Source organism: Massilia sp. LC238 (assembly GCF_000735635.1).
In the GTDB taxonomy this organism is placed as follows: Bacteria; Pseudomonadota; Gammaproteobacteria; order Burkholderiales; family Burkholderiaceae_D; genus Telluria; species Telluria varians.
This window is the reverse complement of the sequence record NZ_JNNN01000007.1, coordinates 114,018-136,679: the sequence shown is the minus strand read 5'-3', so window position 1 is coordinate 136,679 and position 22,662 is coordinate 114,018. Positions and strand designations below refer to the sequence as shown.

Here is a 22,662-nt window from a genome sequence, read left to right as displayed (position 1 = left end):
GGCCGCCCCTGGGCGGCGCGCGGGCGCTAGCATGGCGGCATGTCCATTCCGGAGATGTCCCGATGCAGCGCCCCATGCCCTACCTGGCCGCCTTACCGCTGGCCCTTGCCTTCGTCCTGCCTGCCCAGGCAGCCGAGCCGATCTCGCCGCGCTTCAATGCCGACCCGTCGCCGCACTGGTTCCCGCTCGATGGCGGCAAGTTCTACCTGTACGCCACCGACGACGCCTCGAATAGCGGAAAGTACTGGGATTCGGTCACCTGGCGCCTGTACACCTCGAAGGACATGCGCAGCTGGCAGGATGCCGGCGTGCCGCTCGACGTGAGGGTGTTCAAATGGGCAAAGCCGGATGCCAAGGCCTGGGCGCCGGAAGCGGCCTACCGCAACGGCAACTACTATTTCTACGCGCCGGTCGGCGGCGACAAGATCGGCGTCGCCGTCTCCAGCCGCCCGGACGGCGGCTTCGTGGATGCACGCCTCGACCCGCTGGTCGACAAGGCGCACGACCTTAACGCCGGCGACGAGCCGATCGACCCCGCCGTGTTCGTCGACAGGGATGGCCAGGCCTACCTGTACTTCGGCACCCGGGTGCCCAAGGTCGTCAAGCTGAAGGCCGACATGGTGAGCCTGGACGGGCCGATCCTGGACGTGGCCATCGCGGGGCTGCCGGCAGCCGACCCGAAGAAGAAATTCGGCGAAGCCCCCTTCCTGCACCAGCGCGGCGGCGTCTACTACTTCACTTTTTCCAGCGGCTGGCCCGGACAGATCCTGTACGCCACCGGCAGATCGCCATTGGGGCCCTTCACCTACCGCGGCGTGGTGCTCGACTACCTGACAATCTCGACCAACCACCAGGCCATCGTCGAGCATGATGGTAGAAGCTGGCTCTTTTATCACGACAATCTGCTGCCGGGCGGCGGCAGCCACCGCCATTCGATCGCGATCGCGCCGCTCGAGTACGAGGCGGACGGCAGGATCCGCCAGGTCACGCGCTAAGAATAACGCCGCCCTGTTGCCCTGGGCGGCGTTTTGCGTTGAAAGTCAGGGAGCTCAGTCGACCGTCGCGCCGCTGTCCTTCACGACCTTGCCCCAACGAGCATGCTCGGCCTGCACGAACTTGCCGAAGTTCGCCGGCGTGTCGCCCACGAAGTCGGAACCGGTATCGGCCAGCACCTTCTGGAACTCCGGTCCCTTCATGACCTTGATCGCCTCGGCATTGATCTTGGCGATCACGTTCGCCGGCGTCTTGGCCGGAGCGAACATGCCGTACCAGGCATAGGACTCGATCTGCGGCAGGCCGGCTTCGGCGAAGGTCGGCACGTCGGGCAGCAGCGGCGAACGCTTGGCGCTCGAGATCGCGATCGGCTTGACCTTGCCGCTCTTGATATGCGGCATGATTGCGATGGTGCTGTCGAACATCATGGGGATGTGGCCGCCCAGCAGGTCGGAGATCGCCGGCGCCGACCCTTTATAGGGCACGTGGGTCATCTGCAGCTTGGTCACGCTGGCGAACAGTTCGCTGGTCAGGTGCTGCGGCGTGCCGTTGCCCGAGGAGCCATACGAGAACTGGCCCTTCTTGGACTGGATGAAAGCCATCAGCTCCTTCAGGTTCTTGGCCGGCACGTTCGGGCCGGCGACCAGCACCAGCGGCACGCGCAGCAGGTTGGTGACCGGCGCCAGGTCCTTCAGCGGGTCGAAGCTCATGTTCTTGTACAGGCTCGGATTGATCACAATCGGCGCGCTCGAGGTGATCAGGAGCGTCGAGCCATCCGGCTTGGCGCGGGTGACGGCCGCCGTGCCGATGTTGCCGCCACCGCCGGCGCGGTTGTCGATCACGAAGGATTGGCCCAGGCCCTGCGTCAGGCCCTTGGCCAGCGGACGCGCCGCGATGTCCGAGGGTCCGCCCGGCGGCCATGGCACCACCACCGTCACGGTCGAGCTCGGCCAGTTCTGGGCCAGCGCGCTGAAAGAAATTGCCGATGCCGCCGCTACACATGCCAGCTTCAAGGTGGTACGTCCGGCGCTGCCGAAAAATTGTCGCATAGTCTCCATCCTTTGTTGATGATTTGGTATTGAGCGGACAGTTTATCCTATCCGTCGCCCAGCAACACGGCCCGTACGCTACGTGGAAATACGTAGCCAAGCCATGCACCCGCACTAATTACAACATCGTCATCAATTTTCGCAAAGGAAACCTAGCTTAATTATAAGAAATGAACTAACCTGTAGGATCACTCCTACTTCTGTTCAATATGGACCGCAGCTATCCCTACAGCCGCCGCCTGCTCTCACGTGCCCGCCTGCGCAAGCGCATTGCCGCCGTGGCTGGCGCCGGCCTGGTGGCCGCGACTGCCGTGTTCATGTTGACATGGAAACCAGATCCGGTCGCCGCCGCCTCGCCCGCGCCCTTCCTGCCGGCGCTGGCCTTGAACGGTCCGTCCGGCGCCGCCGAGCCGCTCCAGCGCGGCCTGCGCCGCATCTACCCGTATTCGGTGGTCCCGGGCGGCGTCTCGGGCCAGTCGGAACTGCAGCGCATCATCCGCACCGACAGCGTGGTCGCCGCCCACTATGCGACCTTTGATTCCAGCAAGGCGCGCGCCGTGGTGGTCGACAAGCCGCGCGCGGTGCACGTGTCCTACCGCAAGGGCGACAAGGTGTACTGGACCGCCCACAAGGTCATGCTGGCCCCGGGCGAAACCCTGCTCAGCGACGGCCGCAACGAGATGCGGGCGCGCTGCGCCAACCGCATTTCCGACCTGCCCCAGTACCCGGTGGAAGCCCACCGGCCCGCCATGGAAGAACTCGACCAGGCGATCGATCTCGCCGAGGGGGAAGAATACGCGCTGGGACCAGACGGGTTGCCGGTGGCGATGGCCGCCGACGGCAGCATCCCGCCCCATACCGGGATGCGTTTCGCGGCCCGTGGCGCCGGCGCTGCCGGCAGCAGCGGCAGCGCCGCCACGCCCGCCAACAGCGCGCTCGCCGGAACCCTGGCGTCGAGCGCGAGCGGCATGGGGCCGGTCACGACCCTGGCCCTGTCGGGCGCATCGAGCAGCATGGGTAGCCGGCCACGTCCGACCAGCCGGCCAGTCGCGTCCCCTGAGCCCGAGGCCCCTGCCGCGCCTGAAGCGGTCTCCGAAGGGGGCACCGGAAGCATTGGCGGTTCTTCCGGCGCGCCGGCGCCGTCGCCTGATGGCGGCACGCCGGGCGGCGCCCCGGTTGGCGGCGAGGCGGTGACGAGCCCGTTGCCCGATACGAGCACGCCCCTAGGCACGCCTGCGCCGGCTCCCGGGTTCGAAGCGCCCCTGCCCGGCACGAATCCCGGCACGCATCCCGCGCCCGGCCCCGTGACGCAGCCGCAACCGACGCTCCCTGCGCCGACGCCGCTGCCGCCTGTGCCGGCCGCTCCGGCGCCGGAACCCGTGTTGCCCAAGCCGGTGCCGGAGCCGCTCCCTCCGCAGGCGATCGTGCCGCCGGCGCCGGTGGAAGTGCCGGAACCCGGCAGCCTCTGGCTGTTCGCCCTGGCGCTGGTCGCGATGGGCGTGCTGCGCCGCCGGCGCAGCACCTAAGCAGCGCCTAGGTCCTTCTCAGCCGGGAATCTTCAGGCCCGCGGCCACGGCCGGACGGGCGCGGAAGGCCTCGACCGCGGCCGTCACGCGCGGGAAGTCCTGGATCCCCACCAGTTCGCCGGCATCGTAGAAACCGACCAGGTTGTTCACCCATGGGAAGATCGCGATGTCCGCGATCGTGTACTCCTCCCCCGCCACCCAGCGGTGCCTGGCCAGCTGGCCCTCGAGCACCCCCAGCAGGCGCTTCGATTCGTTCACGTAGCGGTCGCGCGGGCGCTTGTCCTCGTAGTCCCGGCCGGCGAACTTGTGGAAGAAGCCGAGCTGGCCGAACATCGGACCGATACCGCCCATCTGGAACATCAGCCACTGGATGGTGGCGTAGCGCCCTGCCGGATCGCTCGGCAGGAAGCGGCCGCTCTTCTCGGCCAGGTAGAGCAGGATGGCGCCGGACTCGAACAGCGGCAGCGGCTCGCCGTCCGGCCCGTTCGGGTCGATGATGGCCGGGATCTTGTTGTTGGGGTTGAGCGAGAGAAAGGCCGGCGACAACTGGTCATTGGTCTCGAAACTGACCTTGTGCGGCTCGTAGGGTAGCCCGGTCTCCTCGAGCATGATCGATGCCTTCACGCCGTTCGGCGTGGGCAGCGAGTACAGCTGGATGCGGTCGGGGTGCTGCGCGGGCCACTTGGCGGTGATGCCGAAAGCGCTAAGATCGGTCATGGCGGAAGTCCTATGGGTTGCAGGACTGCCAACGATAGCAAACTTCCGGCTGTCCCGCCGAAGCCGGCCCGTTTCTCCCCTTTAACCGAACAGCTTGTTGGCGGTGCGGGCGATCAGCTCGCCCTGGTGGCGCGCCCCGCCCAGTTCGAGCTCGCTCGGCTGGCGCTGGCCCTGGCCGCCGGCGATAGTCGAGGCGCCATACGGACTGCCGCCGACGATCTCGTCGAGCGTCATCTGGGGCGCGTAGCTGTACGGCAGGCCGACCACGATCATGCCGAAGTGCAGCAAATTGGTGATGATCGAGAACTGGGTGGTTTCCTGGCCGCCGTGCTGGGTGGCGGTCGAGGTGAAGGCGCCGCCGACCTTGCCGTTCAGCGCACCGCGCGCCCACAGGCCGCCGGTCTGGTCGAGGAAGGCCGCCATCTGCGAGGGCATGCGGCCGTAGCGGGTCGGCGCGCCGATGATGATGGCGTCGTAGTCGGGCAGCTCGTTCACGGTCGCGATCGGGGCGTCCTGCTCCAGCTTGAAGTGGGCATTCTTCGCGATTTCTTCCGGCACCGTCTCGGGGACCCGCTTGACCGTCACGGTCGCGCCGGCCGCGCGCGCACCTTCGGCCACCGCATTGGCCATCTGCTCGATGTGGCCATAGGTCGAGTAATACAACACCAGGACTTTCGACATGCCTTCCTCCTTGTGGTGATCGTCAAAAATCCTATTTTGCTGCGAACAGGATTTTTGCGGCACCCGCCAGAAGTTGGACGGCCGGCGTGCTCAGATCCAGTAGATGAAGGCGGCCAGCGCGATGACCAGGGCCACGCGGGTGATGTTGTAGACCGTCTTGTTCCAAGCCTTGAGGCGGCGACGGTACTGGCCCATGTAGAAGGAGATGCGGAACAGCTTGCTCACCAGGCCGACCTGGTCGCCGGTTTCGTTGGGCGAGGCGGCGGCGGTCATCACGGTGCGGCCGAACCAGCGGTTGAAGGCCCCCATCCAGCGGTAGCGCATCGGGCGCTCGACGTCGCAGAACAGGATGATGCGGTCGCTCTCGCTGCCGTTGATGGCCCAGTGGATGTAGGTTTCGTCGAAGACCACGCCCTGGCCGTCGCGCCAGCTGTGGCGTTCGCCGTCGACTTCGATGAAGCAGCGGTCGTCGTTGGGCGTAGCCAGGCCCAGGTGGTAGCGCATCGAGCCGGCGAAGGGGTCGCGGTGCGGATTGAGCTTGCCGCCCGGCGGCAGTTCGGCGAACATCGCCGCCTTGACCGAGGGGATCGATTGCAGCAGCGCATAGGTCTGCGGGCACAGGCGCTCGGCCGACGGGTGGCTGGCGTCGTACCACTTCAGGTAGAAGCGCTTCCAGCCGTTCTTGAAGAAGGAATTGAAGCCGGCGTCGTCGTTCTGCTCGGCCGCCTTGATCTTCTTGAGTGCCAGCAGGTTCTCGGCTTCGGCGCGGATGACGGGCCAGTTTTCCTGCAGGCGCGCCAGTTCCGGGAACTCTCTCACCGGGATGAAGGGCGTGCTCGGAACCCGCGAGAACTTGTGCATGAAGATGTTAATCGGCGCCATGAACGACGAATGGTCGAAGATCTGGCGGCGGAAAGGCAGGCGCACACGGCCACGGAAGTGGATGTGCAGGATCGACAGAACATAAAAACCGACCACGACCCATTTCATTGCTACCTCCGTCCTTGCTGGCTGACCTTGATGAGGGACGCAGGATATCACAACGGCCAATGGGCCGTCGTCGGCCGGGTCGTAATTCTGGGAAACTATGGCACGCCGGCAACTCCATCCTGGAGCGCCGGCGTCATGGCGGTCCGGCAGGGCCGGACCCGGGAGAAACGCTACTCAGTGCTGGACCGAGGTGATCGCATACCCTTTTTCGCTGATCTGGCCGGCCACGTTCTCGATGTCGTAGTCTTCCAGCTGGTCGGCGTCGTCTGCGACCTCGATGGCGCGAGCCTCGATTTCCCAGTCGGTGTTGGTCGCTTCTTCAGGGATATTGCGTGCTTCCGGCACTGCCAGGTAAGACAGTTTGCCGTCGGTTTCTGGTCGGCGGTAAATATCCAGGCGCATAGTCGTTTCCTCAAAGTCAAAGCCCGCTTTCCCGATGAAAGCGGGCACTTCCACAGTAGAAGATCGAAACGCTGTCGTCTGTTAATTGACCCACACTCAGCCGCAGGAGGCAGCCGCCAGGCTCAACGGCCCGGCGATGCCCCGAGGATGCGCGCCGGCAGCATCACGATGGCGCGCAGCAATTCGAACACGGCTTCGACCCCGATGCCGAGCAGCCGGAACGGCAGCAAGACGAGCCATACCAGCGGGTACAGCACCAGGGCCAGCAGGGCAATGGGCCAGCACAGGAACAGCAGCAGCAACCATAGCAGGAAACCTAACATTGTTCTCGCTCCTTTGGTGAGTCAGCGCTGCAGCCAGCAGTTCTGACAAGACGGGAGAAGGATAAGTTGCTGCGCCGGGATGGACAATCGGTCTGCGACAGACGGGGCAAAAAGCGGGGTGAATGGAGGAAAATGGCGGGCAGGTGGCACCCTGGGCCGCCGGCCGGCTGCTCGCCGGCCGACGCCAGGGAAGGATCAGGCGAAGGCCGCCACCTGCTCCGTCACGCGCTGGTTCACCACCTGGGCCCGCAGCGAAGCCTGCAGCGACGGGATCGAGCCGCCCGCCCGGTACTGGAAGGCCACGTGCACCAGGTCGCCCGCCTCCACCTTCACCGGCTGGGCCAGCGGCAGCGTCATGTAGTGGTTCAGCCAGTCGATGGTGGTCGACTCTTCCTGCACGATGGCCAGCACGTTCTTGGTGATGAAGCGCATGGCGTTCAGCAGGCCGCTTCGCTCCATGACGATGCCGCCTTCCCAGGCGAACACATTGTCGACCGGCTGGTTGAAGTCGATCAGGCTGTACACGGCCGGCTGGCCCAGTTCGATGGTGCCCGGATAGACCACGCCGGTTTCCTGGAACTGCACGATCGGCGCATGGAAGCCTTCGAAGTCGTATTCCTGCCCGATCGGCTGGGCCGCCATGATCACCGCCTCGGGCAGGAACACCGGCAGCGGGCCGCCGAACCGGGCCAGGTAGCGGCGCTTGAAGGATTCGATCACCTCGACCTGCTTTTCGCGCAGCATGGCGACGTGGATCATCTCGCAGATGACGACGTCGACCGGCTCGGGCGGCAGGTAGTCGAAGGCGTCGGCATGGATCACCTCGACCTTGTGGCCGTTCGGGTTGAGCGCCAGGAACTTGCGCGCCTCGCGCACCATATCCGGGTTGAACTCGACGCAATAGACCTTCGACGCCTTCTGCGCCGCGAAGAAGGACAGCACGCCGGTGCCGCCGCCCAGCTCCAGCACCTTCGCGCCCGGCTTGACCGCGTAGTGGATCGCGGACTTGAAGCTATGCATCCGGTTCTGGTCCATCAGCATGTTGTGATGGTAGTGCACTGGAATGAACTGCCCCAGGTAGCAGCTTTCGATTTCGCGTTCGTTCAGCATGGTTGGCCCGTCTTCCTTCATGGTCATTGTCCGTGAAGGCATTATGGCCAAGGATGCATGCGGTCCATGCCCGGAGCTGCGGGGTGTTTACCGCTTAGTTCCCAATGGAAATGTAAATTGCTAGCGCTTGAAGCCGGAAATCGCGGCCGCGATGTCGGTCTGGCCGGCGCGTTCGGCGATCTGGGCTGCCGTCAATCCCTCGGTGTTCTTCAACGCGGGATTGGCGCCCGCCTCCAGCAGCAGGCGCACCATGCCCGGCTGGGCTTCGCGCGCCGCCATCATCAGGGGCGTGTAGGCGCCGCTCTCCTTCGGCGACAGCGCGTCCAGCTTCGCCTTGCGATCGATGAGCAGGCGTGCGATGTCCTCGGCGCCGCCGGCGGCGGCGTAGTGCAGCGGCGTCCAGCCCGCGCGGTTCACTCTGGCGCCCTTGGCCAGCAGGGCTTCGGCAGCGCGCCGGTTGTTCTTGAAGGCCGCCATCATCAGGGCGGTGTTGCCGTTCATCGCCTGGGCTTCCAGGTCGATGCCGGGCTGAAGCAGCAAGGCGTCGAACACGCGCATCGAACCCTCGCGTACCGCCAGCACCAGGGCCGGCTCGCCGCCGACCGGGTTGATCTCGTTGGGATTCACCAGCTTGCCGGCCATCTCCTTGACGGCGGACACGTTATCGACCTGCACCGCGCGGAAGAAGCTGGCGAGCTGCTGGGGCGTTGCCGCCGCGGCCGTGCCAAGATGGAGTGCGAATGCCAGCAGGCAGCTCTTGAGGATGGCGCGGCGGACTCGAGTCATGTCAGGCCTTTGCAGTCTTGAACAAGTTGAAGAAGTTGTCGCTGGTCTGCGCCGCGACCTCGCGCAGGGAGACCCCCTTGAGGTTGGCGATGAACTCGCCCACGTGGGCAACAAAGCCCGGCTCGTTCATCTTGCCGCGGTAGGGCACCGGCGCCAGGTAGGGCGAATCGGTCTCGATCAGCATGCGCTCGAGGGGCACGGCCTTGGCCACTTCCTGCAGTTCCTTGGCGCTCTTGAAGGTGACGATGCCGGAAAACGAGATGTAGAAGCCCTGCTCCATCGCCGCCTGGGCGACCGCCAGGGATTCGGTAAAGCAGTGCATGACGCCCGCCACGCCGCCGGCGTCGGTGCCGGCGCCCTCTTCCTTCATGATGCGGATGGTGTCGCTCGATGCCGCCCGGGTATGGATGATCAGCGGTTTACCGGTCTCGCGCGAGGCGCGGATATGGGTGCGGAAGCGCTCGCGCTGCCATTCTAGGTCGCCCTCGAGGCGGTAGTAGTCGAGGCCGGTTTCGCCGATGGCGACGATCTTCGGGTGCTTGGCCAGTTCGACCAGCTGCTGCACCGTCGGTTCGGGGGTGTCCTCATAGTCGGGATGGACACCGACCGAGGCGAAGATGTGCGGGTGCTGTTCGGCCAGGGCCAGCACCTGGGGAAAGTCCGGCAGGTCGACGGAGACGCACAGCGCATGCGTCACCTTGTTCTCGGCCATCTTGGCCAGGATCTCGGGCATCCGGGCAGCCAGCTCCGGGAAATTGATGTGGCAGTGGGAATCGATAAACATCCCGATATTGTACCCGGAGGGAGGCGAAATGCGGCTCAGGCCACCCGCTTGCCCAGGATGACCAGGTCGCGCTCGATCCCGTCCAGATTGGCCACGCGCGGGAAATGCGCCCACTTCTCGAAGCCGTACTTGCCGAACAGGGCCAGGCTCGGCGCATTGTGACCGAAGATGAAGCCCAGCAGCGTGTGCACGTTCACGTTCGGCGCGTGCGTCATCGCCAGCTCCAGGCAGTAGCGCCCGATCCCCTTGCCGCGCGCGCTTTCCGCGATGTAGATCGACACCTCGGCCGTGCCCGAATAGGCCGGGCGCCCGTAGAAATTCGAATAGGAGAGCCAGCCCAGCACTTCCGGTTTCCCGCTTTTGTCGTCGGCGTCATGGATCACCCACAGCGGCCGGCGCTCCGGCGTATGGTCGGCAAACCATTGCTCGCGCGACTGTACCGTGATGGGTTCGGTGTCGGCGGTGACTTCGCGCGAGGCGATGGTCGAATTGTAGATGTCGACGATGACGGGCAGGTCGTCGCGGGTGGCGAGGCGGTGGACGTAGGACGGCATGGAGAAAGACAATTAAGCGCAGCTGATCGAAAACCAGCAAGGATTAGAGAAACTGAATTAGAGCGTATGCGTGGCGCGCGCCGAGCGCAGCGCCGCCCCGAGGATTTCTTCGATGCGCAGCTTGGCGCGCTGCCCGGCTTCGTCCGCCGGGAAGTGCACGCCGATGCCCTGCGCCTTGTTGTTGTTCGCGCCCGCCGGGGTGATCCAGGCCACCTTGCCGGCGATCGGGTACTTGTTGGGGTCGTCCATCAGCGACAGGATCAGGTAGATCTCGTCGCCGATTTTATACGGCTTGGTGGTCGGCACGAACATGCCGCCATTCTTCAGGAAGGGCATGTAGGCCGCGTACAGCGCGGCCTTTTCCTTGATCGCCAGCGACAGCACGGACGGCCGCGGCGGCTGCGGGGCCGGGTTTGCCTGCTGCTCTGCGGGGTTGGCGTTCATCGGCTTCCTTTCATGCGCAGCACGAAGTGTACTCAAGCAACATATCTTCGACAAACAATTTTGCCGACAGCGGGTGGTCGGCGACGGCGCGGCGCTCGTTGGCGGCCTTGATAGCCCGGTTCAGGCTGCCAGTAGACACCCTGCCGGCCAGGGCCGCAAGTTCGCGCTGGTAGCGCGGGTAATAGCGTATCTTGCCCGACAATTTTACCGAGAACACATCATAGAGCCAGCGCTGCTGCCATGCCACCAGCGCCGGCAAGGACGCCTTCGCCAGCTTCTCGGCGGTGCGCAAGGCGCCATCGACGGCCGGGTTGGCCAGGAAATGCAGCAGCGCTTCCATCTCTTCGCGGCTGCCGGACTCGGCTTCAAGCAGCGCGGCCAGCGGCGCGCCGCCCTGCTCGCGCAGCCAGCTGTCGGCATCCTGTACGCCCTGTTCCTTGAGCCAGGCCAGCGCTTCCTCGTGCGAGGGCATCGGCAGCGCGAACTTGCGGCAGCGCGACAGGATGGTCGGCAATAGGCGGTCCAGGCTGTTCGAGGACAGCAGGAACACCGTGCCCGGCGGCGGTTCTTCCAGGGTCTTCAGGAGCGCGTTCGAGGCCGGCATGTTCAGGCTTTCCGCCGGGTACAGCACCACCACACGCAGGCCTTGCCGGTGGGTGGAGATGTTCATGAAGTCGGCCAGGGCCCGGATCTGCTCGATCTTGATCTCTTTGGAGGGCGCCTTGCTCGACTTGGACTTGCCGGCCGGCTCTGCTGTGTCTTCGCCTTCGGCGGCCGGCTCGTCTTCCAGCGCTTCCGGGCGCACCCGGCGGTAATCGGGGTGGTTGTTCTGCAGGAACCAGCCGCAGGAGGCGCAGCTGCCGCAGGCGTGGCCGTCCGGGCGCACGTTCTCGCACAGGAGGGCCTGCGCGAAGCTTTCCATGAAGCCGGCCTTGCCGACGCCCGCCGGACCGTGGAACAGGATGGCATGCGGCAGGCGCTCGCGCATCTGCTGGAGGCGCGTCCACGCCGCTTGCTGCCAGGGGTACATCGTCACGACTACTTCTCCAATACTTCTGCCAGAATCCGACCCAGCTGCGCCTGGATGGCCGCGATCGTCTGCGTCGAATCGACCACCACGATGCGCTCCGGGAATTGCGCCGCGCGGCGCAGGTATTCCTTGCGGCACTTCTCAAAAAAATCCGCCTGCTCGCGTTCGAACTTGTCGAGCGTGCGGGTGGCGTCCAGGCGCTGGCGCGCCACCTCGAGGGGCACGTCGAACAGCAGGGTGAGATCCGGCTGCAGATCCGGGTGCACCCAGTGTTCCAGCGCTTCCAGCTTGGCGCGGTCCAGGCCGCGACCGCCGCTCTGGTAGGCGAAGCTGGCGTCGGTGAAGCGGTCCGACAGCACCCAGTCGCCGCGTCCCAGCGCCGGTTCGATCACCCGGGCCATGTGCTCGCGACGGCTGGCAAACATCAGCAATGCCTCGGTTTCCAGGTGCATCTTCTCGTGCAGCAACAGGTCGCGCAGTTTCTCGCCCAGCGGCGTGCCGCCCGGCTCGCGCGAGGAGACCACGGTCTTGCCGCGCGCCGCCAGGAAGTCGGTCACGAAGCCGATGTGGGTCGACTTGCCGGCCCCGTCGATGCCTTCGAAGGTAATGAATTTTCCTGCCTTGCCCTGCTCCGTCATTGGTTGATCCGCCGCTGGTACTGGTTGACCGCCCGGTTATGGTCGTTCAGGTTGTCCGAGAACTGGCTGGTGCCGTCGCCGCGCGCCACGAAATACAGGGCCTCGGTCTTGGCCGGCGCCAGCGCCGCGTGCAGCGACTGGATGCCCGGCAAGGCGATCGGGGTCGGCGGCAGGCCGGCGCGCATGTAGGTATTGTAGGGGGTGTCGGTCTGCAGGTCCTTCTTGCGGATGTCGCCGACGTAGCGCTCGCCCATGCCGTAGATCACGGTCGGATCGGTCTGCAGCATCATGCCGGTGCGCAGGCGGTTCACGAACACGCCGGCGATCATGTTGCGCTCGCTCTTTTGTCCGGTTTCCTTCTCGATGATCGAGGCCATGGTCAGGGCCTCGTAAGGCGTCTTGTACGGCAGGCTCGGGTCGCGTCCTTCCCAGGCGCTCTGCAGGTGCTTCATCATGGCCTGGTGGGCCTTCTTGTAGATCTCGAGTTCCGACGAGCCCTTGGCGAACAGGTAGGTGTCCGGGAAGAACAGGCCCTCGGGCGTCTTGTACTCGCTCGAGACCTTCTGCATCAGCTCTTCGTCCGACAGCTTGACGGTGTCGTGGCGCAGGCGCTCGTGGGCGGCGATGGCCGCACGCATCTGGCTGAAGGTCCAGCCTTCGACGATGGTGATGGCTTCCTGCGCGAACTCGCCGCGCACGAGCTGGGTCAAGAGGCGGCGCGGCGAGGTATCCGGCTTGAGCTCGTAGCTGCCGGCCTTGATCCGGCCGGCCTCGCCGGTGACGCGCGCCAGGATGTTGAACAGCTGCGGATTGACCGGCACGCCGGCCTTGGCCATCTGCTGGCCGGCCGCGCCCACGCCGCTGCCCGGGGCGATGCTGAATTCGACCGCTTTGCCGCCGGTGTCGAGCGGGCTCTTGGCCCAGTACGAGAAGCCGGCGACCGCGGCCACCGACACGATGACGCCGGTGACCAGGAGTTTTTTGATGAATGCCATATGTTGTTTTGGTTTTCGCCGCGGCTTGGACCCTGAGTTTGGCCGTCCTCGGCGCGATTTTGCCGACATCTTTATAATGAGCCCGTAATGATAAAGCTTATTTGCAAACAGAATTGCTAATACTAACTGGATTTATGCATAACTGGACAGATACCCTATCCTCGCTCGGCGCTCGCTTCCATATTGACGAAGCCTCGCAGGTGGACGATTTCGGCCGCCCGCTGGCCGCCGGCGAGCTGGCCGACGGATTCGTGGCCACGGTCACCGACCTCGGCATCATCGCCGCCGAAGGCCCTGATGCCGCCAGTTTCCTGCACAACCAGCTGACCAACGACGTCGAGCACCTCGGCCGCAATGAGGCCCGACTGGCCGGCTACTGCACCCCCAAGGGCCGCCTGCAGGCGACCTTGCTGTACTGGCGCAGCCCCGGCGCCGAACCCGACACCGTCTACCTGCAGCTGCCGCGCGCCATCCAGCCGCCCCTGCAGAAACGCCTGAGCATGTTCGTGCTGCGCGCCAAGGCCAAGCTGCGCGACGCCACCGGCGAAGCCCCGTTTGCCGCCGTGCTGGGCCTGGGCGGGGCCAAGGCCGAGAGCGCCCTGCGCCGCCACGTGGCCGAGCTGCCGGCCGCGCCCTACGGCAAGGTCGACGGCCCGTTCGGCACCGTGATCCGGCTGGCGGACGTGTTCGGCGCCCCGCGCTACCTGTGGCTGACCACGGCCGAAAGCGCGAGTTCCGCTCTGCCCGGCCTGGCCGGCGAGCTGGCCCTGGGCGGCAACCAGGCCTGGCAGCTGGCCGCGATCCACGCCGGCGTGCCCCAAGTTACCCTTGCTACCCAGGAGCAGTTCGTGCCGCAGATGGTCAACCTCGAGCTGCTGGGCGGCGTGAACTTCAAGAAAGGCTGCTACCCGGGCCAGGAAATCGTCGCGCGCAGCCAGTATCTTGGCAAGCTCAAGCGACGCACGGCGCTGGCCACGGTGGCCAACCTGGCGGCGCGCGCCGGCGACGAAGTGTTTTCGATGGCGGACCCGGGCCAGCCCTGCGGCATGGTGGTGAACGCGGCCGCGAACGGCCTCGGCGGCGCTGACCTGCTGGTCGAGATGAAGCTCGATGCGCTCGGCGAAGACGTACGCCACGGCGCCGCTGGCGGCCCGGCCCTCGCCTTCCAGCACATGCCCTACCATCTCGACGCGCTCGAGCTCTAAGGCATGATCGACCTGTACGTCTACTACAAGGTACGCAGCGAGGACGCCGCCGAACTGGCGCCGCGCGTGCGTGCCATGCAGCTCGCGCTCACCGGTGCCGGCAGCGGCGCGCTGCTGCAGCGTCGCCCGGAAACGCGCGGCGACGGCCTAGAGACCTGGATGGAAGTCTATCCGGGCGTCGATGCGGCCTTCGGCACGCGCGTCGAACAGGCCGTCCTGGATGCCGGCCTCGCCGGCCTGATCCAGGGACCGCGCCGCTCCGAAGTATTCATTGACCTCCTACCGGGGACCTGACACATGTGCCTGATCGTCTTTGCCTGGCAGGTGCTGCCGGGCGTGCCCATCATCGCTTGCGCCAACCGCGACGAGTTCTACGACCGCCCGACAACGAAGGCCGCGCCCTGGCCCGAGCATCCGCACGTGATCGCGGGCCGCGACCTGCAGGGCGGCGGCAGCTGGATGGGTGTGACAACGGATGGCCCGAACGGCCCGAAGTTCGCCGCCCTGACCAACATCCGCGGCCCCGCCGAACGGCGCGCGGATGCGCCTTCGCGCGGCGAGCTGGTGGCCGGTTTCCTGACCGGTTCGCAATCGGCGGCCGACTACCTGGACAGCATCATTGCGCGCGGCGACGTCTACAACGGCTACAACCTGGTGCTGGGCGACCGCGACACCCTGTACTGGTATTCGAACCGCGGGCTGGATGACCCGCGCAACGGCCAGCCGCTCGAGCCGGGCCGCATCTACGGCATCTCGAACGGCCTGCTGGACGCGCCCTGGCCCAAGGTGCTGCGCACCAAGGCGCAATTCGCCAGCCTGCTGTGCCAGGCGGCGCCGGAAGACGCCTATTTCGAGATGCTGGCCGATACCACCCGCGCGCCCGACCTGCGCCTGCCGGAAACCGGCATGCCGATCGAGGTCGAGCGCATGCTCTCTCCGGTGTGCATCGAAATGGAAGGCTACGGCACCCGCACCTCCACCGTCGTCAAGCTGTACCGCGAGGGCGAGCCGGAACTGCACGAACGCGTGGTGCAGCCGGCTAGCACGGCGGCCTGACGCTCCTCGGCCGGGCCCCTTGGTGTAGTGAGCTTGAGCACGTCGTTCCGGCGAAGGCCGGAACCCAAGTTCTGCTGGCGCAGACTGTCTGCTTGCAAAAATTGGGTCCCGGCCTGCGCCGGGACGACGGTCTTACAGTCAGCGCAGAGAACAGGGTATGGTGGTTCCTACTGCCTGCCCTTGACGCCCGCCTTCAGCATCTCCGTGATCTGCGGCGTCGCCGCATACGGATCCGCCGGCGCCTTCCCCTGCACCATCGCCTCGAAGCGCTCCACCGCCGCCCCCAGCGCCTGCGGGTGTGAATAGATGTAGAAGCGCTCCTCGCGGATGCCTTCGAAGGTGATGCGCGCCACGTCCGCCGCCGTCAGCTTGCCCGACTCGACCGCCCTCTCGGTCAGCACCTGCGCCGCCATCTGGCTGGCCGTGCTGCGTTCATGGCTGGCCATCTCGATCGGCCGGTTGCGCTCGGAATGCGCGATTCCGGTCGGCACGAAATAGGGGCACAGCACCGAGGCCTTGACCGGCGCATCGACCAGCTTCAGGTCGTGGTGCAGGGTTTCCGTGAGCGCCACCACGGCGTGCTTGGAGACGTTGTAGATGCCCATCGCGGGCGGCGTGAGCAGCCCCGCCATCGAGGCCGTGTTCACGATATGGCCTTCGAAACCGGGGTCGCGCCGGGCGCACTCGAGCATCACCCGGGTGAACACGCGCACGCCGTGGACCACGCCCATCAGGTTCACGCCGAGCACCCATTCCCAGTCCTGCTCCGAGCTTTCCCAGACCAGGCCGCCGCAGCCGACGCCGGCGTTGTTGAAGACCAGGTGCACGTGGTGAAAGCGCGCGATCGCCGCGTCGGCCAGTTCCTGCACGTGCGAGGCCTTGCTGACGTCGCACACCATCGACAGCACCTCGGCGCCCGCCGCCAGCAGCTCCTCGGTCGCGTGCTCGAGCGCCTTGGGCTGGACGTCGGCCAGCACCAGCTTCATGCCCAGGCCGGCGGCGGTGTTGGCGAACTCGCGCCCCAGGCCGCTGGCGGCGCCGGTGATGACGGCAACCTTGCCGCGAAAGTCCTTCATGTTCCCTCCCCCTTGTTGATCAGACCGCGGACACGCCTCCGTCGACGGCCAGCGTCTGTCCCGTGATGTGCTTGCCGGCGTCGGACGCGAACAACACCACCGCGCCCTTCAGGTCCTCGTCGTCGCCGAGGCGCATCAAGGGCGCATCCTTGGCCAGGTTCTCGGCGCCGAACGCGGCCAGCACGCCCTTGGTCATCTTCGACGGGAAGAAGCCCGGCGCGATCGAGTTCACGGTAATACCATAGCGGCCCCATTCGCCGGCCAGCGCACGGGTGAAATTCACGACCGCGCCCTTGGAGGTGTTGTAGGCGATGGTCTGCATGGTGCCAGGGGGATTGCCGGCCAGGCCGGCGATCGACGAGATACTGATGACGCGTCCGTAGCGGCGCGGGATCATGGACAGCTTGGCGACCGCCTGGGTCACCAGGAAGATGCTGCGCACGTTCAGGTCCATCACCTTGTCCCAGGCCTCGAGCGGATAGTCCTCGGCCGGCGCGCCCCAGCTGGCGCCGGCATTGTTGACCAGGATGTCGACATGGCCGAGGCGCGCCATGGCGGCCTGCACGAAGCGCTGGACCTCGGCCTCGCTTGACAGGTCGGCGGCGATGGCGCCGGCGTCGATGCCGCGGCTCGTCAGGTGGGCGACGGCCTCGTCGAGCTCCTCCTGCTTGCGTGCGGAGATGAGGACGCGGGCGCCCTGCTCGCCGAGGGCTTCGGCCATCTGCAGGCCGAGGCCGCGCGAGCCGCCGGTGACGATGGCGGTCTTGTTCTGGAGGGAGAAGAGTTCCTGGGTGGTGCGCATGCTTGGTCTCCGTTTTGTTTTGTTGTGTTGATGCTTGAGCCGACTTCGGGCAGAAAACTGGGTTCCGGCCTGCGCCGGAAGTCGTTTCTGCCAGTGGCAGGAACGACGGTCTTACGGCTATGGACTCACGCACGTCGTCCCGGCGCAGGCCGGGACCCAAGCTTGGATGAGCAAAGCTTCTGGCTGCTTACACCTCGTAATCCATGCACTGCCTGCCTTCGCGCACCGCCCCGATGAAGGGCACCACCGCCTTGTGCGTCGGGTGCTCGATGTAGGCCTCCAGCGCCGCCTTGTCCGCGAATTCGGAGTACAGCACCACGTCGTAGGTCGCTTCCAGCCCCGGCTGCGCCAGCACCACCTCGAACTTCAGCTGGCCCGGCACGATGTTGGCGCACTCGTCCAGCCGGCGCTTCATCTCGCGCGCGTTGCTCAGCTTGTCCGCGCCTTCGGCGTCATCCTTCAACTTCCACATCACGATATGTTTCAGCATTCTTCCATTCCTTGGATTGGGGGTGATCGAGGATAGCATGATAAGTACGGTCGTTCGTAAATATTTTGGCAAGTCACATTGCGCGCCGCACCAAGCCCATCCCCAAAGTGTAAACACAAGAATCACTGTCGAGTTGCTGCAATTGCACAGATCGGCTGTAAGCTCCGTGTAAGTTTGGAGTAATTATCGTGTAAGGAAACCGGCACACACTCCGCGACAGCTGACAAACAATCAGCATTTCCGGTAACACTAAAACCTATACGGAGACACACATGGCAATCACACCCGGCATGACCGCCGGAGGGAAAGCTGCACCTTCCTCCGCCGGGATCACCAAGGAAGAACGGAAAGTCATTTTCGCTTCTTCCCTCGGCACAGTATTCGAATGGTACGACTTCTACCTGTACGGTTCGCTCGCTACCATCATCGCCAAGCAGTTCTTCATCGGCGACCCCACCACCACCTTCATCTTCGCCCTGATGGCCTTCGCGGCCGGCTTCATCGTGCGCCCCTTCGGCGCGCTGGTGTTCGGCCGGCTGGGCGACATGATCGGCCGCAAGTACACCTTCCTGGTGACGATCCTGATCATGGGCGCCTCGACCTTCCTGGTCGGCCTGCTGCCGAGCCATGCGAGCATCGGCATCGCGGCCCCGATCATCCTGGTCACGCTACGCATCCTGCAGGGCCTGGCGCTCGGCGGCGAGTACGGCGGCGCCGCCACCTACGTGGCCGAACATGCACCGCACGGCAAGCGCGGGCTGTTCACGGCCTACATCCAGACCACCGCGACGATCGGCCTGTTCCTGTCGCTGATCGTGATCCTGACCACCCGCACCGCCATGGGCGAGGAAGAGTTCCAGGCCTGGGGCTGGCGCATTCCCTTCCTGATCTCGGTGGTCCTGCTGGGCATCTCGGTGTGGATCCGCCTGTCGATGAACGAGTCGCCGGCCTTCGCCAAGATGAAGGCCGAAGGCAAGACCTCGAAGGCGCCGCTGTCGGAAGCCTTCCTGAAACCGAAGAACGCCAAGGTCGCCTTCCTGGCCCTGGCCGGCCTGACCATGGGCCAGGCCGTGGTCTGGTACACCGGCCAGTTCTACGCCCTGTTCTTCCTGACCAAGACCCTGAAGATCGACGAACCGACCGCGAACATCCTGATCATGATCGCACTGGCCCTGGCCACGCCCTTCTTCATCTTCTTCGGCGCGCTGTCGGACAAGATCGGCCGCAAGTGGATCATCCTGGGCGGCTGCATCATCGCCGCCGCCACCTACTTCCCGATCTTCAAGGCGATCACCCACTACGGCAATCCGGCCCTCGAACGCGCGATCCAGACCGCACCGGTCGTGGTCGTCGCCGACCCGGCCACCTGCCACTTCCAGGTCGACCCGACCGGCACCAAGAAATTCCCGTCCTCGTGCGACATCGCGACCCGCATGCTGACCGCCGCCTCAGTGAGCTACAACATCCAGGAAGCGCCAGCCGGTACCGTGGCCTCGGTCAAGGTCGGCGACACCACCTTCCAGTCCTTCAATGCCGTCATGACGCCGGATAACCTGAACTTCGACGCCGCTTCGAAGGCCCAGGAAGACGCGCTCAAGAAGCAGGTGACCGGCGCGCTGAAGAGCGCCGGCTATCCGGACAAGGCCGACCCGGCCGCCATGAACAAGCCGATGCTAGTGCTGCTGCTGTTCATCCTGGTACTGTACGTGACCATGGTGTACGGCCCGATCGCGGCGATGCTGGTGGAGATGTTCCCGACCCGCATCCGCTACACCTCGATGTCCCTGCCCTACCACATCGGCAACGGCTGGTTCGGCGGCATGCTGCCGACCGTGACCTTCGCCCTGGTGGCCTTCAAGGGCGACATCTACTACGGCCTGTGGTATCCGATCATCATCGCGCTGGCGACCGTCGTGATCGGCGGCCTGTTCATCCGCGAGACCAAGGATAACGACATCTACGCGCACGACTGAGCAAGCGTCAGTCGAATGACAAATGCCGCTGGAGACAGCGGCATTTTTTTGACCGGTGCCGGCCGCCTAGCGCTTGGCCGGATCGAGCAGCTTGCTCTTCGGCGCGATCAGCACGATCGCCAGCCAGCCGAGAAAGCCCAGGATGCGCCAGATCGTAAAGAAGCACAGGAAGTACACCAGCCACTGCGCCCAGTTTTCCCGCGATCCCATCCCCGCCTCCCGCAGCAGCGGGAAAGTCAGCAAGGCGCTCAAGAAACCCATGGCGGCTGCGAACCACCAGGTGCGACCAAGGCTCGTCGTCATCACATCGGTCATCCTCATCTCCATCCGGTCGAAACGGCAACGATGTTAACATCCCGGCCGGCGGATAAACTCACCAATCCTCACCATCAATCCTCGCGCAGCTCGACGCCCGCCAGCTTCCAGCTCCACAGCCCGTGCCGGTCCAGCACGAAGGCCACGCCGCCGCCGTCTGCCCGCTCGACCAGCACCTGGTTCCAGCTGCGGTAGGAGACGTCGTAGTTGAGTTTTTCGCGCGGTGCTTCGCCGGCTTGCTGGGACGGCGCCTCCGGCCTGGACTGCACGCGGATGTCGCCGGCCTCCAGCATGGCCGCCACGCCCTCCGGCGAGACCGCGGCATCGACGACCGGGTCGATCACCGCCAGCGCCATCCGTCTTCCGAAGTCAGCGAACGGATTGGAACGCGATTCTGCCAATGCGCCTGCCGCGCCCAGCCGGCGCATGACCTGGACCTTGACGCTCTCGCGCAGCTTCGGGAAGTCGACGTAGCGCGACAGGGCCTGGGCGTCGCGCGCCTCGACGGCGGCGCGCATCTGGTACAACTGCCAGTGCGGGCTGGCCCAGGTGGCCAGGGCAAGCGCGGCGACGACGGCTGCCGCCACGATCGGAAGTGCTTTCTTCTTCATGCCGCTCAAGCGCCGAAACCCTTGCCGTCGGCCGCCAGGCGCTCCAGCAGCGGCGCCGGCTTCCAGGCGTCGCCATGGCGGCCCTGGGCATACCGGCGGATCGCTTCCAGCACCTTCGGCAGGCCGACCGACTCGGCATGGAACATCGGGCCGCCCCGGTGCAGCGGGAAACCGTAGCCGCTCAGGTAGACCATGTCGATGTCCGAGGCGCGCAGCGCGATGCCTTCTTCCAGGATCTTCGCGCCCTCGTTGACCAGGGCGTACACCAGGCGCTCGACGATTTCGGCGTCGTCGATCCGGCGCCGCTCCAGCCCCAGCTCGCGCGAATGCTGCACGATCATGTCGTTCACCAGCTGGGACGGGGTGGCCTTGCGCTCGCCCGCCCCGTAGTCGTACCAGCCGGCGCCGGTCTTCTGGCCGAAGCGCCCCTGCTCGCACAGCAGGTCGGCGGTCTTCGAATAGGCGATGTGCGGCGATTCGATGGCGCGGCGCTTGCGGATATACCAGCCGACGTCGTTGCCGGCCAGGTCGCTCATGCGGAACGGTCCCATCGCGAAACCGAAGCGTTCGATCGCGCCATCCACCTGTTCCGGCAGCGCGCCTTCCTCCAGCAGGAAGTAAGCCTGGCGCAGGTACTGCTCCAGCATGCGGTTGCCGATGAAGCCGTCGCACACGCCCGAGACCACCCCGGTCTTCTTGATCTTCTTGGACAGCGCCAGGCAGGTAGCCAGCACGTCCTTGCCGGTTTCCCTGCCGCGCACGATCTCGAGCAGCTTCATGACGTTGGCCGGGCTGAAGAAGTGCAGGCCGATCACGTCCTGCGGGCGACGGGTGAAGGCGGCGATGCGGTCCAGGTCCAGCGTCGAGGTATTCGATGCCAGGATCGCGCCCGGCTTCATGGCCTCGTCGAGCTGGCGGAACACCGATTCCTTCACGCCCATGTCTTCGAACACGGCTTCGATCACGATGTCGGCCTGGGCGATGTCGGCGTAGGACAAGCTGCCGGTGATGAGGCTTATCCTCTGCTCGCACTTCTCCTGCGTCAGCTTGCCCTTCCTGACCGTGTTCTCGTAGTTCTTGCGGATGGTCGCCAGGCCCTTGTCCAGCGCTTCCTGCTTTGTTTCGAGGAGGGTCACCGGGATGCCGGCGTTCGCGAAGTTCATCGCGATGCCGCCGCCCATGGTGCCGGCGCCGACCACGGCCGCGCGCTCGATGTTCCGCAGCGGCGTATCCGCCGGCACGTCCGGCACCTTGCTGGCCGCGCGTTCGGCCATGAAGGCGTGGCGCAGGGCCTTCGATTCCGGCGTCTGCATCAGGTGCAGGAAGCGCTCGCGCTCGAAGGCCAAGCCTTCCTCGAAGGGCCTGGTGACCGAGGCGGCGACGGTCTCGACGCACTCGAGCGGCGCCGGGAACGGCCCGGCCATCGCCTTGACCTTCTCGCGCGCGGCCTGCACGAATGCTTCGGGGTTCGGGTAATCGACAGCGCGGTCGCGCACCTTTGGGAGTGGACGGATGTCCGCAACCTTGTCGGCAAAAGCCACGGCTGCGCCGATCAGGTCGGTCCCGGCCGGGAAGACCTCGTCGAACAAGGCCGTGCCGGCCAGCTTTTCGGACGCCACCGGCGTACCCGACACCACCATGTTCAGGGCCATTTCCAGACCCAGCACGCGCGGAAGGCGCTGGGTGCCGCCGGCGCCAGGCAGCAGGCCCAGCTTCACTTCCGGCAGCGCGATCTGGGCGCCCGGCAGTGCGACGCGGTAGTTGCAGCCCAGGGCCAGCTCCAGGCCGCCGCCCATGCAGACGCTGTGGATCGCGGCCACCACCGGCTTGCCGCAGTTTTCGACCACGCGGATCAGGCTGTGCAGGGTTGGCTCGGTCAGCGCCTTGGGCGAATTGAATTCGCGGATGTCGGCGCCGCCCGAGAAGGCCTTGCCGGCGCCGGTGAGGACGATGGCCTTGACGGCCGCGTCGGCCTCGGCGCGCCCGATGGCGGCGACGGCGGCGGTCCGGGTCTCCAGGCCCAAACCGTTGACCGGCGGATTATTCAGGGTCACTACGGCAACGCTGCCCTGGACGGTGTAGTCGGCGCTCATGTCTCTTCTTCTCCTTGTA

The 22,662-nt window shown here is 65.7% G+C and carries 26 protein-coding genes; 6 read left to right on the top strand and 20 right to left on the bottom strand.

The genetic code is table 11. The features are described from left to right. Window positions 1–62: 62 nt before the first annotated feature. A complete protein-coding gene (locus FG94_RS01950) occupies window positions 63–995 on the top strand; it encodes a family 43 glycosylhydrolase (RefSeq protein WP_036206255.1) in 933 nt (310 codons plus the stop codon). A 54-nt stretch (window positions 996–1,049) separates the two neighbouring features. On the opposite strand, the gene FG94_RS01945 is transcribed toward FG94_RS01950, so the two are convergent. Beyond that, window positions 1,050–2,042, bottom strand: a complete 993-nt coding sequence (locus FG94_RS01945; RefSeq protein WP_036206252.1) for a tripartite tricarboxylate transporter substrate binding protein — start codon at window positions 2,040–2,042, stop codon at window positions 1,050–1,052. A gap of 209 nt (window positions 2,043–2,251) precedes the next feature. Here FG94_RS01945 and FG94_RS01940 point away from each other — a divergent pair, with 209 nt between their 5' ends. Then, window positions 2,252–3,568 carry a PEP-CTERM sorting domain-containing protein gene (locus FG94_RS01940; RefSeq protein WP_036206249.1) on the top strand — a complete coding sequence of 439 codons (1,317 nt, stop codon included), beginning with the start codon at window positions 2,252–2,254 and terminating at the stop codon, window positions 3,566–3,568. Between the two features lie 18 nt (window positions 3,569–3,586). Here FG94_RS01940 and FG94_RS01935 read toward each other — a convergent pair whose 3' ends face one another. From FG94_RS01935 to mltG, 13 genes are all read right to left on the bottom strand, one after another. Then, window positions 3,587–4,285 carry a glutathione S-transferase N-terminal domain-containing protein gene (locus FG94_RS01935; RefSeq protein WP_036206246.1) on the bottom strand — a complete coding sequence of 233 codons (699 nt, stop codon included), beginning with the start codon at window positions 4,283–4,285 and terminating at the stop codon, window positions 3,587–3,589. A gap of 81 nt (window positions 4,286–4,366) precedes the next feature. Beyond that, window positions 4,367–4,966: an NAD(P)H:quinone oxidoreductase gene (wrbA, locus tag FG94_RS01930; protein ID WP_036206241.1), complete on the bottom strand. Its 600-nt coding sequence runs from the start codon at window positions 4,964–4,966 to the stop codon at window positions 4,367–4,369. A gap of 90 nt (window positions 4,967–5,056) precedes the next feature. After that, on the bottom strand, window positions 5,057–5,956 hold the full coding sequence (gene lpxO / locus FG94_RS01925; RefSeq protein ID WP_036206237.1) for a lipid A hydroxylase LpxO: 900 nt from the start codon (window positions 5,954–5,956) through the stop codon (window positions 5,057–5,059). A gap of 174 nt (window positions 5,957–6,130) precedes the next feature. Further along, complete coding sequence (locus FG94_RS01920) at window positions 6,131–6,358, bottom strand: DUF6139 family protein (protein WP_036206234.1); 228 nt, start codon at window positions 6,356–6,358, stop codon at window positions 6,131–6,133. Window positions 6,359–6,480: 122 nt separating this feature from the next. Further along, complete coding sequence (locus FG94_RS01915) at window positions 6,481–6,681, bottom strand: hypothetical protein (protein WP_036206230.1); 201 nt, start codon at window positions 6,679–6,681, stop codon at window positions 6,481–6,483. Window positions 6,682–6,876: 195 nt separating this feature from the next. Further along, a complete protein-coding gene (locus tag FG94_RS01910; protein ID WP_036206460.1) occupies window positions 6,877–7,791 on the bottom strand; it encodes a methyltransferase domain-containing protein in 915 nt (304 codons plus the stop codon). 120 nt (window positions 7,792–7,911) lie between these two features. Next, window positions 7,912–8,577 carry an ankyrin repeat domain-containing protein gene (locus FG94_RS01905; RefSeq protein WP_036206227.1) on the bottom strand — a complete coding sequence of 222 codons (666 nt, stop codon included), beginning with the start codon at window positions 8,575–8,577 and terminating at the stop codon, window positions 7,912–7,914. Between the two features lies 1 nt (window position 8,578). Next, entirely contained in the window at window positions 8,579–9,361 is a 783-nt protein-coding gene (locus FG94_RS01900; protein WP_036206223.1) for a TatD family hydrolase, read from the bottom strand. 35 nt (window positions 9,362–9,396) lie between these two features. Further along, window positions 9,397–9,915, bottom strand: a complete 519-nt coding sequence (locus tag FG94_RS01895) for a GNAT family N-acetyltransferase (RefSeq protein WP_036206220.1) — start codon at window positions 9,913–9,915, stop codon at window positions 9,397–9,399. A 57-nt stretch (window positions 9,916–9,972) separates the two neighbouring features. Next, the gene (locus FG94_RS01890) at window positions 9,973–10,359 is read right to left on the bottom strand and encodes a PilZ domain-containing protein (RefSeq protein ID WP_036206218.1); all 387 of its coding nucleotides are present in this window, start codon (window positions 10,357–10,359) and stop codon (window positions 9,973–9,975) included. A gap of 10 nt (window positions 10,360–10,369) precedes the next feature. Continuing rightward, window positions 10,370–11,389 (bottom strand): DNA polymerase III subunit delta', encoded by a 1,020-nt coding sequence (locus FG94_RS01885; RefSeq protein ID WP_036206456.1) that lies wholly within the window; start codon window positions 11,387–11,389, stop codon window positions 10,370–10,372. A gap of 8 nt (window positions 11,390–11,397) precedes the next feature. Next, window positions 11,398–12,027 (bottom strand): dTMP kinase, encoded by a 630-nt coding sequence (gene tmk, locus FG94_RS01880; protein WP_036206216.1) that lies wholly within the window; start codon window positions 12,025–12,027, stop codon window positions 11,398–11,400. Further along, window positions 12,024–13,022 carry an endolytic transglycosylase MltG gene (mltG, locus tag FG94_RS01875; protein WP_200879925.1) on the bottom strand — a complete coding sequence of 333 codons (999 nt, stop codon included), beginning with the start codon at window positions 13,020–13,022 and terminating at the stop codon, window positions 12,024–12,026. The genes tmk and mltG overlap by 4 nt, the downstream gene beginning before the upstream one ends. A 134-nt stretch (window positions 13,023–13,156) precedes the next feature. Here mltG and FG94_RS01870 point away from each other — a divergent pair, with 134 nt between their 5' ends. From FG94_RS01870 to FG94_RS01860, 3 genes are read left to right on the top strand one after another with little or no spacing between them, the layout of a single operon-like run. After that, entirely contained in the window at window positions 13,157–14,227 is a 1,071-nt protein-coding gene (locus tag FG94_RS01870) for a folate-binding protein YgfZ (RefSeq protein WP_036206214.1), read from the top strand. Window positions 14,228–14,230: 3 nt separating this feature from the next. After that, complete coding sequence (locus tag FG94_RS01865; protein WP_051995993.1) at window positions 14,231–14,521, top strand: DUF4936 family protein; 291 nt, start codon at window positions 14,231–14,233, stop codon at window positions 14,519–14,521. A gap of 3 nt (window positions 14,522–14,524) precedes the next feature. Next, window positions 14,525–15,283 (top strand): NRDE family protein, encoded by a 759-nt coding sequence (locus FG94_RS01860; protein WP_036206212.1) that lies wholly within the window; start codon window positions 14,525–14,527, stop codon window positions 15,281–15,283. 167 nt (window positions 15,284–15,450) lie between these two features. On the opposite strand, the gene FG94_RS01855 is transcribed toward FG94_RS01860, so the two are convergent. From FG94_RS01855 to FG94_RS01845, 3 genes are all read right to left on the bottom strand, one after another. Beyond that, a complete protein-coding gene (locus FG94_RS01855) occupies window positions 15,451–16,359 on the bottom strand; it encodes an SDR family oxidoreductase (protein WP_036206210.1) in 909 nt (302 codons plus the stop codon). Window positions 16,360–16,378: 19 nt separating this feature from the next. Next, window positions 16,379–17,161 carry an SDR family oxidoreductase gene (locus FG94_RS01850; protein ID WP_036206209.1) on the bottom strand — a complete coding sequence of 261 codons (783 nt, stop codon included), beginning with the start codon at window positions 17,159–17,161 and terminating at the stop codon, window positions 16,379–16,381. 187 nt (window positions 17,162–17,348) lie between these two features. Next, window positions 17,349–17,651 carry a Dabb family protein gene (locus FG94_RS01845; RefSeq protein WP_036206207.1) on the bottom strand — a complete coding sequence of 101 codons (303 nt, stop codon included), beginning with the start codon at window positions 17,649–17,651 and terminating at the stop codon, window positions 17,349–17,351. Window positions 17,652–17,923: 272 nt separating this feature from the next. Between FG94_RS01845 and FG94_RS01840 the strand changes: the two genes are divergently transcribed. Further along, window positions 17,924–19,624 (top strand): MFS transporter, encoded by a 1,701-nt coding sequence (locus FG94_RS01840; protein ID WP_036206205.1) that lies wholly within the window; start codon window positions 17,924–17,926, stop codon window positions 19,622–19,624. 66 nt (window positions 19,625–19,690) lie between these two features. On the opposite strand, the gene FG94_RS01835 is transcribed toward FG94_RS01840, so the two are convergent. The 3 genes from FG94_RS01835 to FG94_RS01825 all read right to left on the bottom strand — a co-directional run bounded on the left by FG94_RS01835 (window position 19,691) and on the right by FG94_RS01825 (window position 22,643). Further along, window positions 19,691–19,939 (bottom strand): hypothetical protein, encoded by a 249-nt coding sequence (locus FG94_RS01835; protein ID WP_036206202.1) that lies wholly within the window; start codon window positions 19,937–19,939, stop codon window positions 19,691–19,693. A gap of 74 nt (window positions 19,940–20,013) precedes the next feature. Continuing rightward, the gene (locus FG94_RS01830) at window positions 20,014–20,550 is read right to left on the bottom strand and encodes a DUF2939 domain-containing protein (RefSeq protein ID WP_036206198.1); all 537 of its coding nucleotides are present in this window, start codon (window positions 20,548–20,550) and stop codon (window positions 20,014–20,016) included. 5 nt (window positions 20,551–20,555) lie between these two features. Then, window positions 20,556–22,643 (bottom strand): 3-hydroxyacyl-CoA dehydrogenase NAD-binding domain-containing protein, encoded by a 2,088-nt coding sequence (locus tag FG94_RS01825; RefSeq protein WP_036206194.1) that lies wholly within the window; start codon window positions 22,641–22,643, stop codon window positions 20,556–20,558. Window positions 22,644–22,662: the final 19 nt, after the last annotated feature.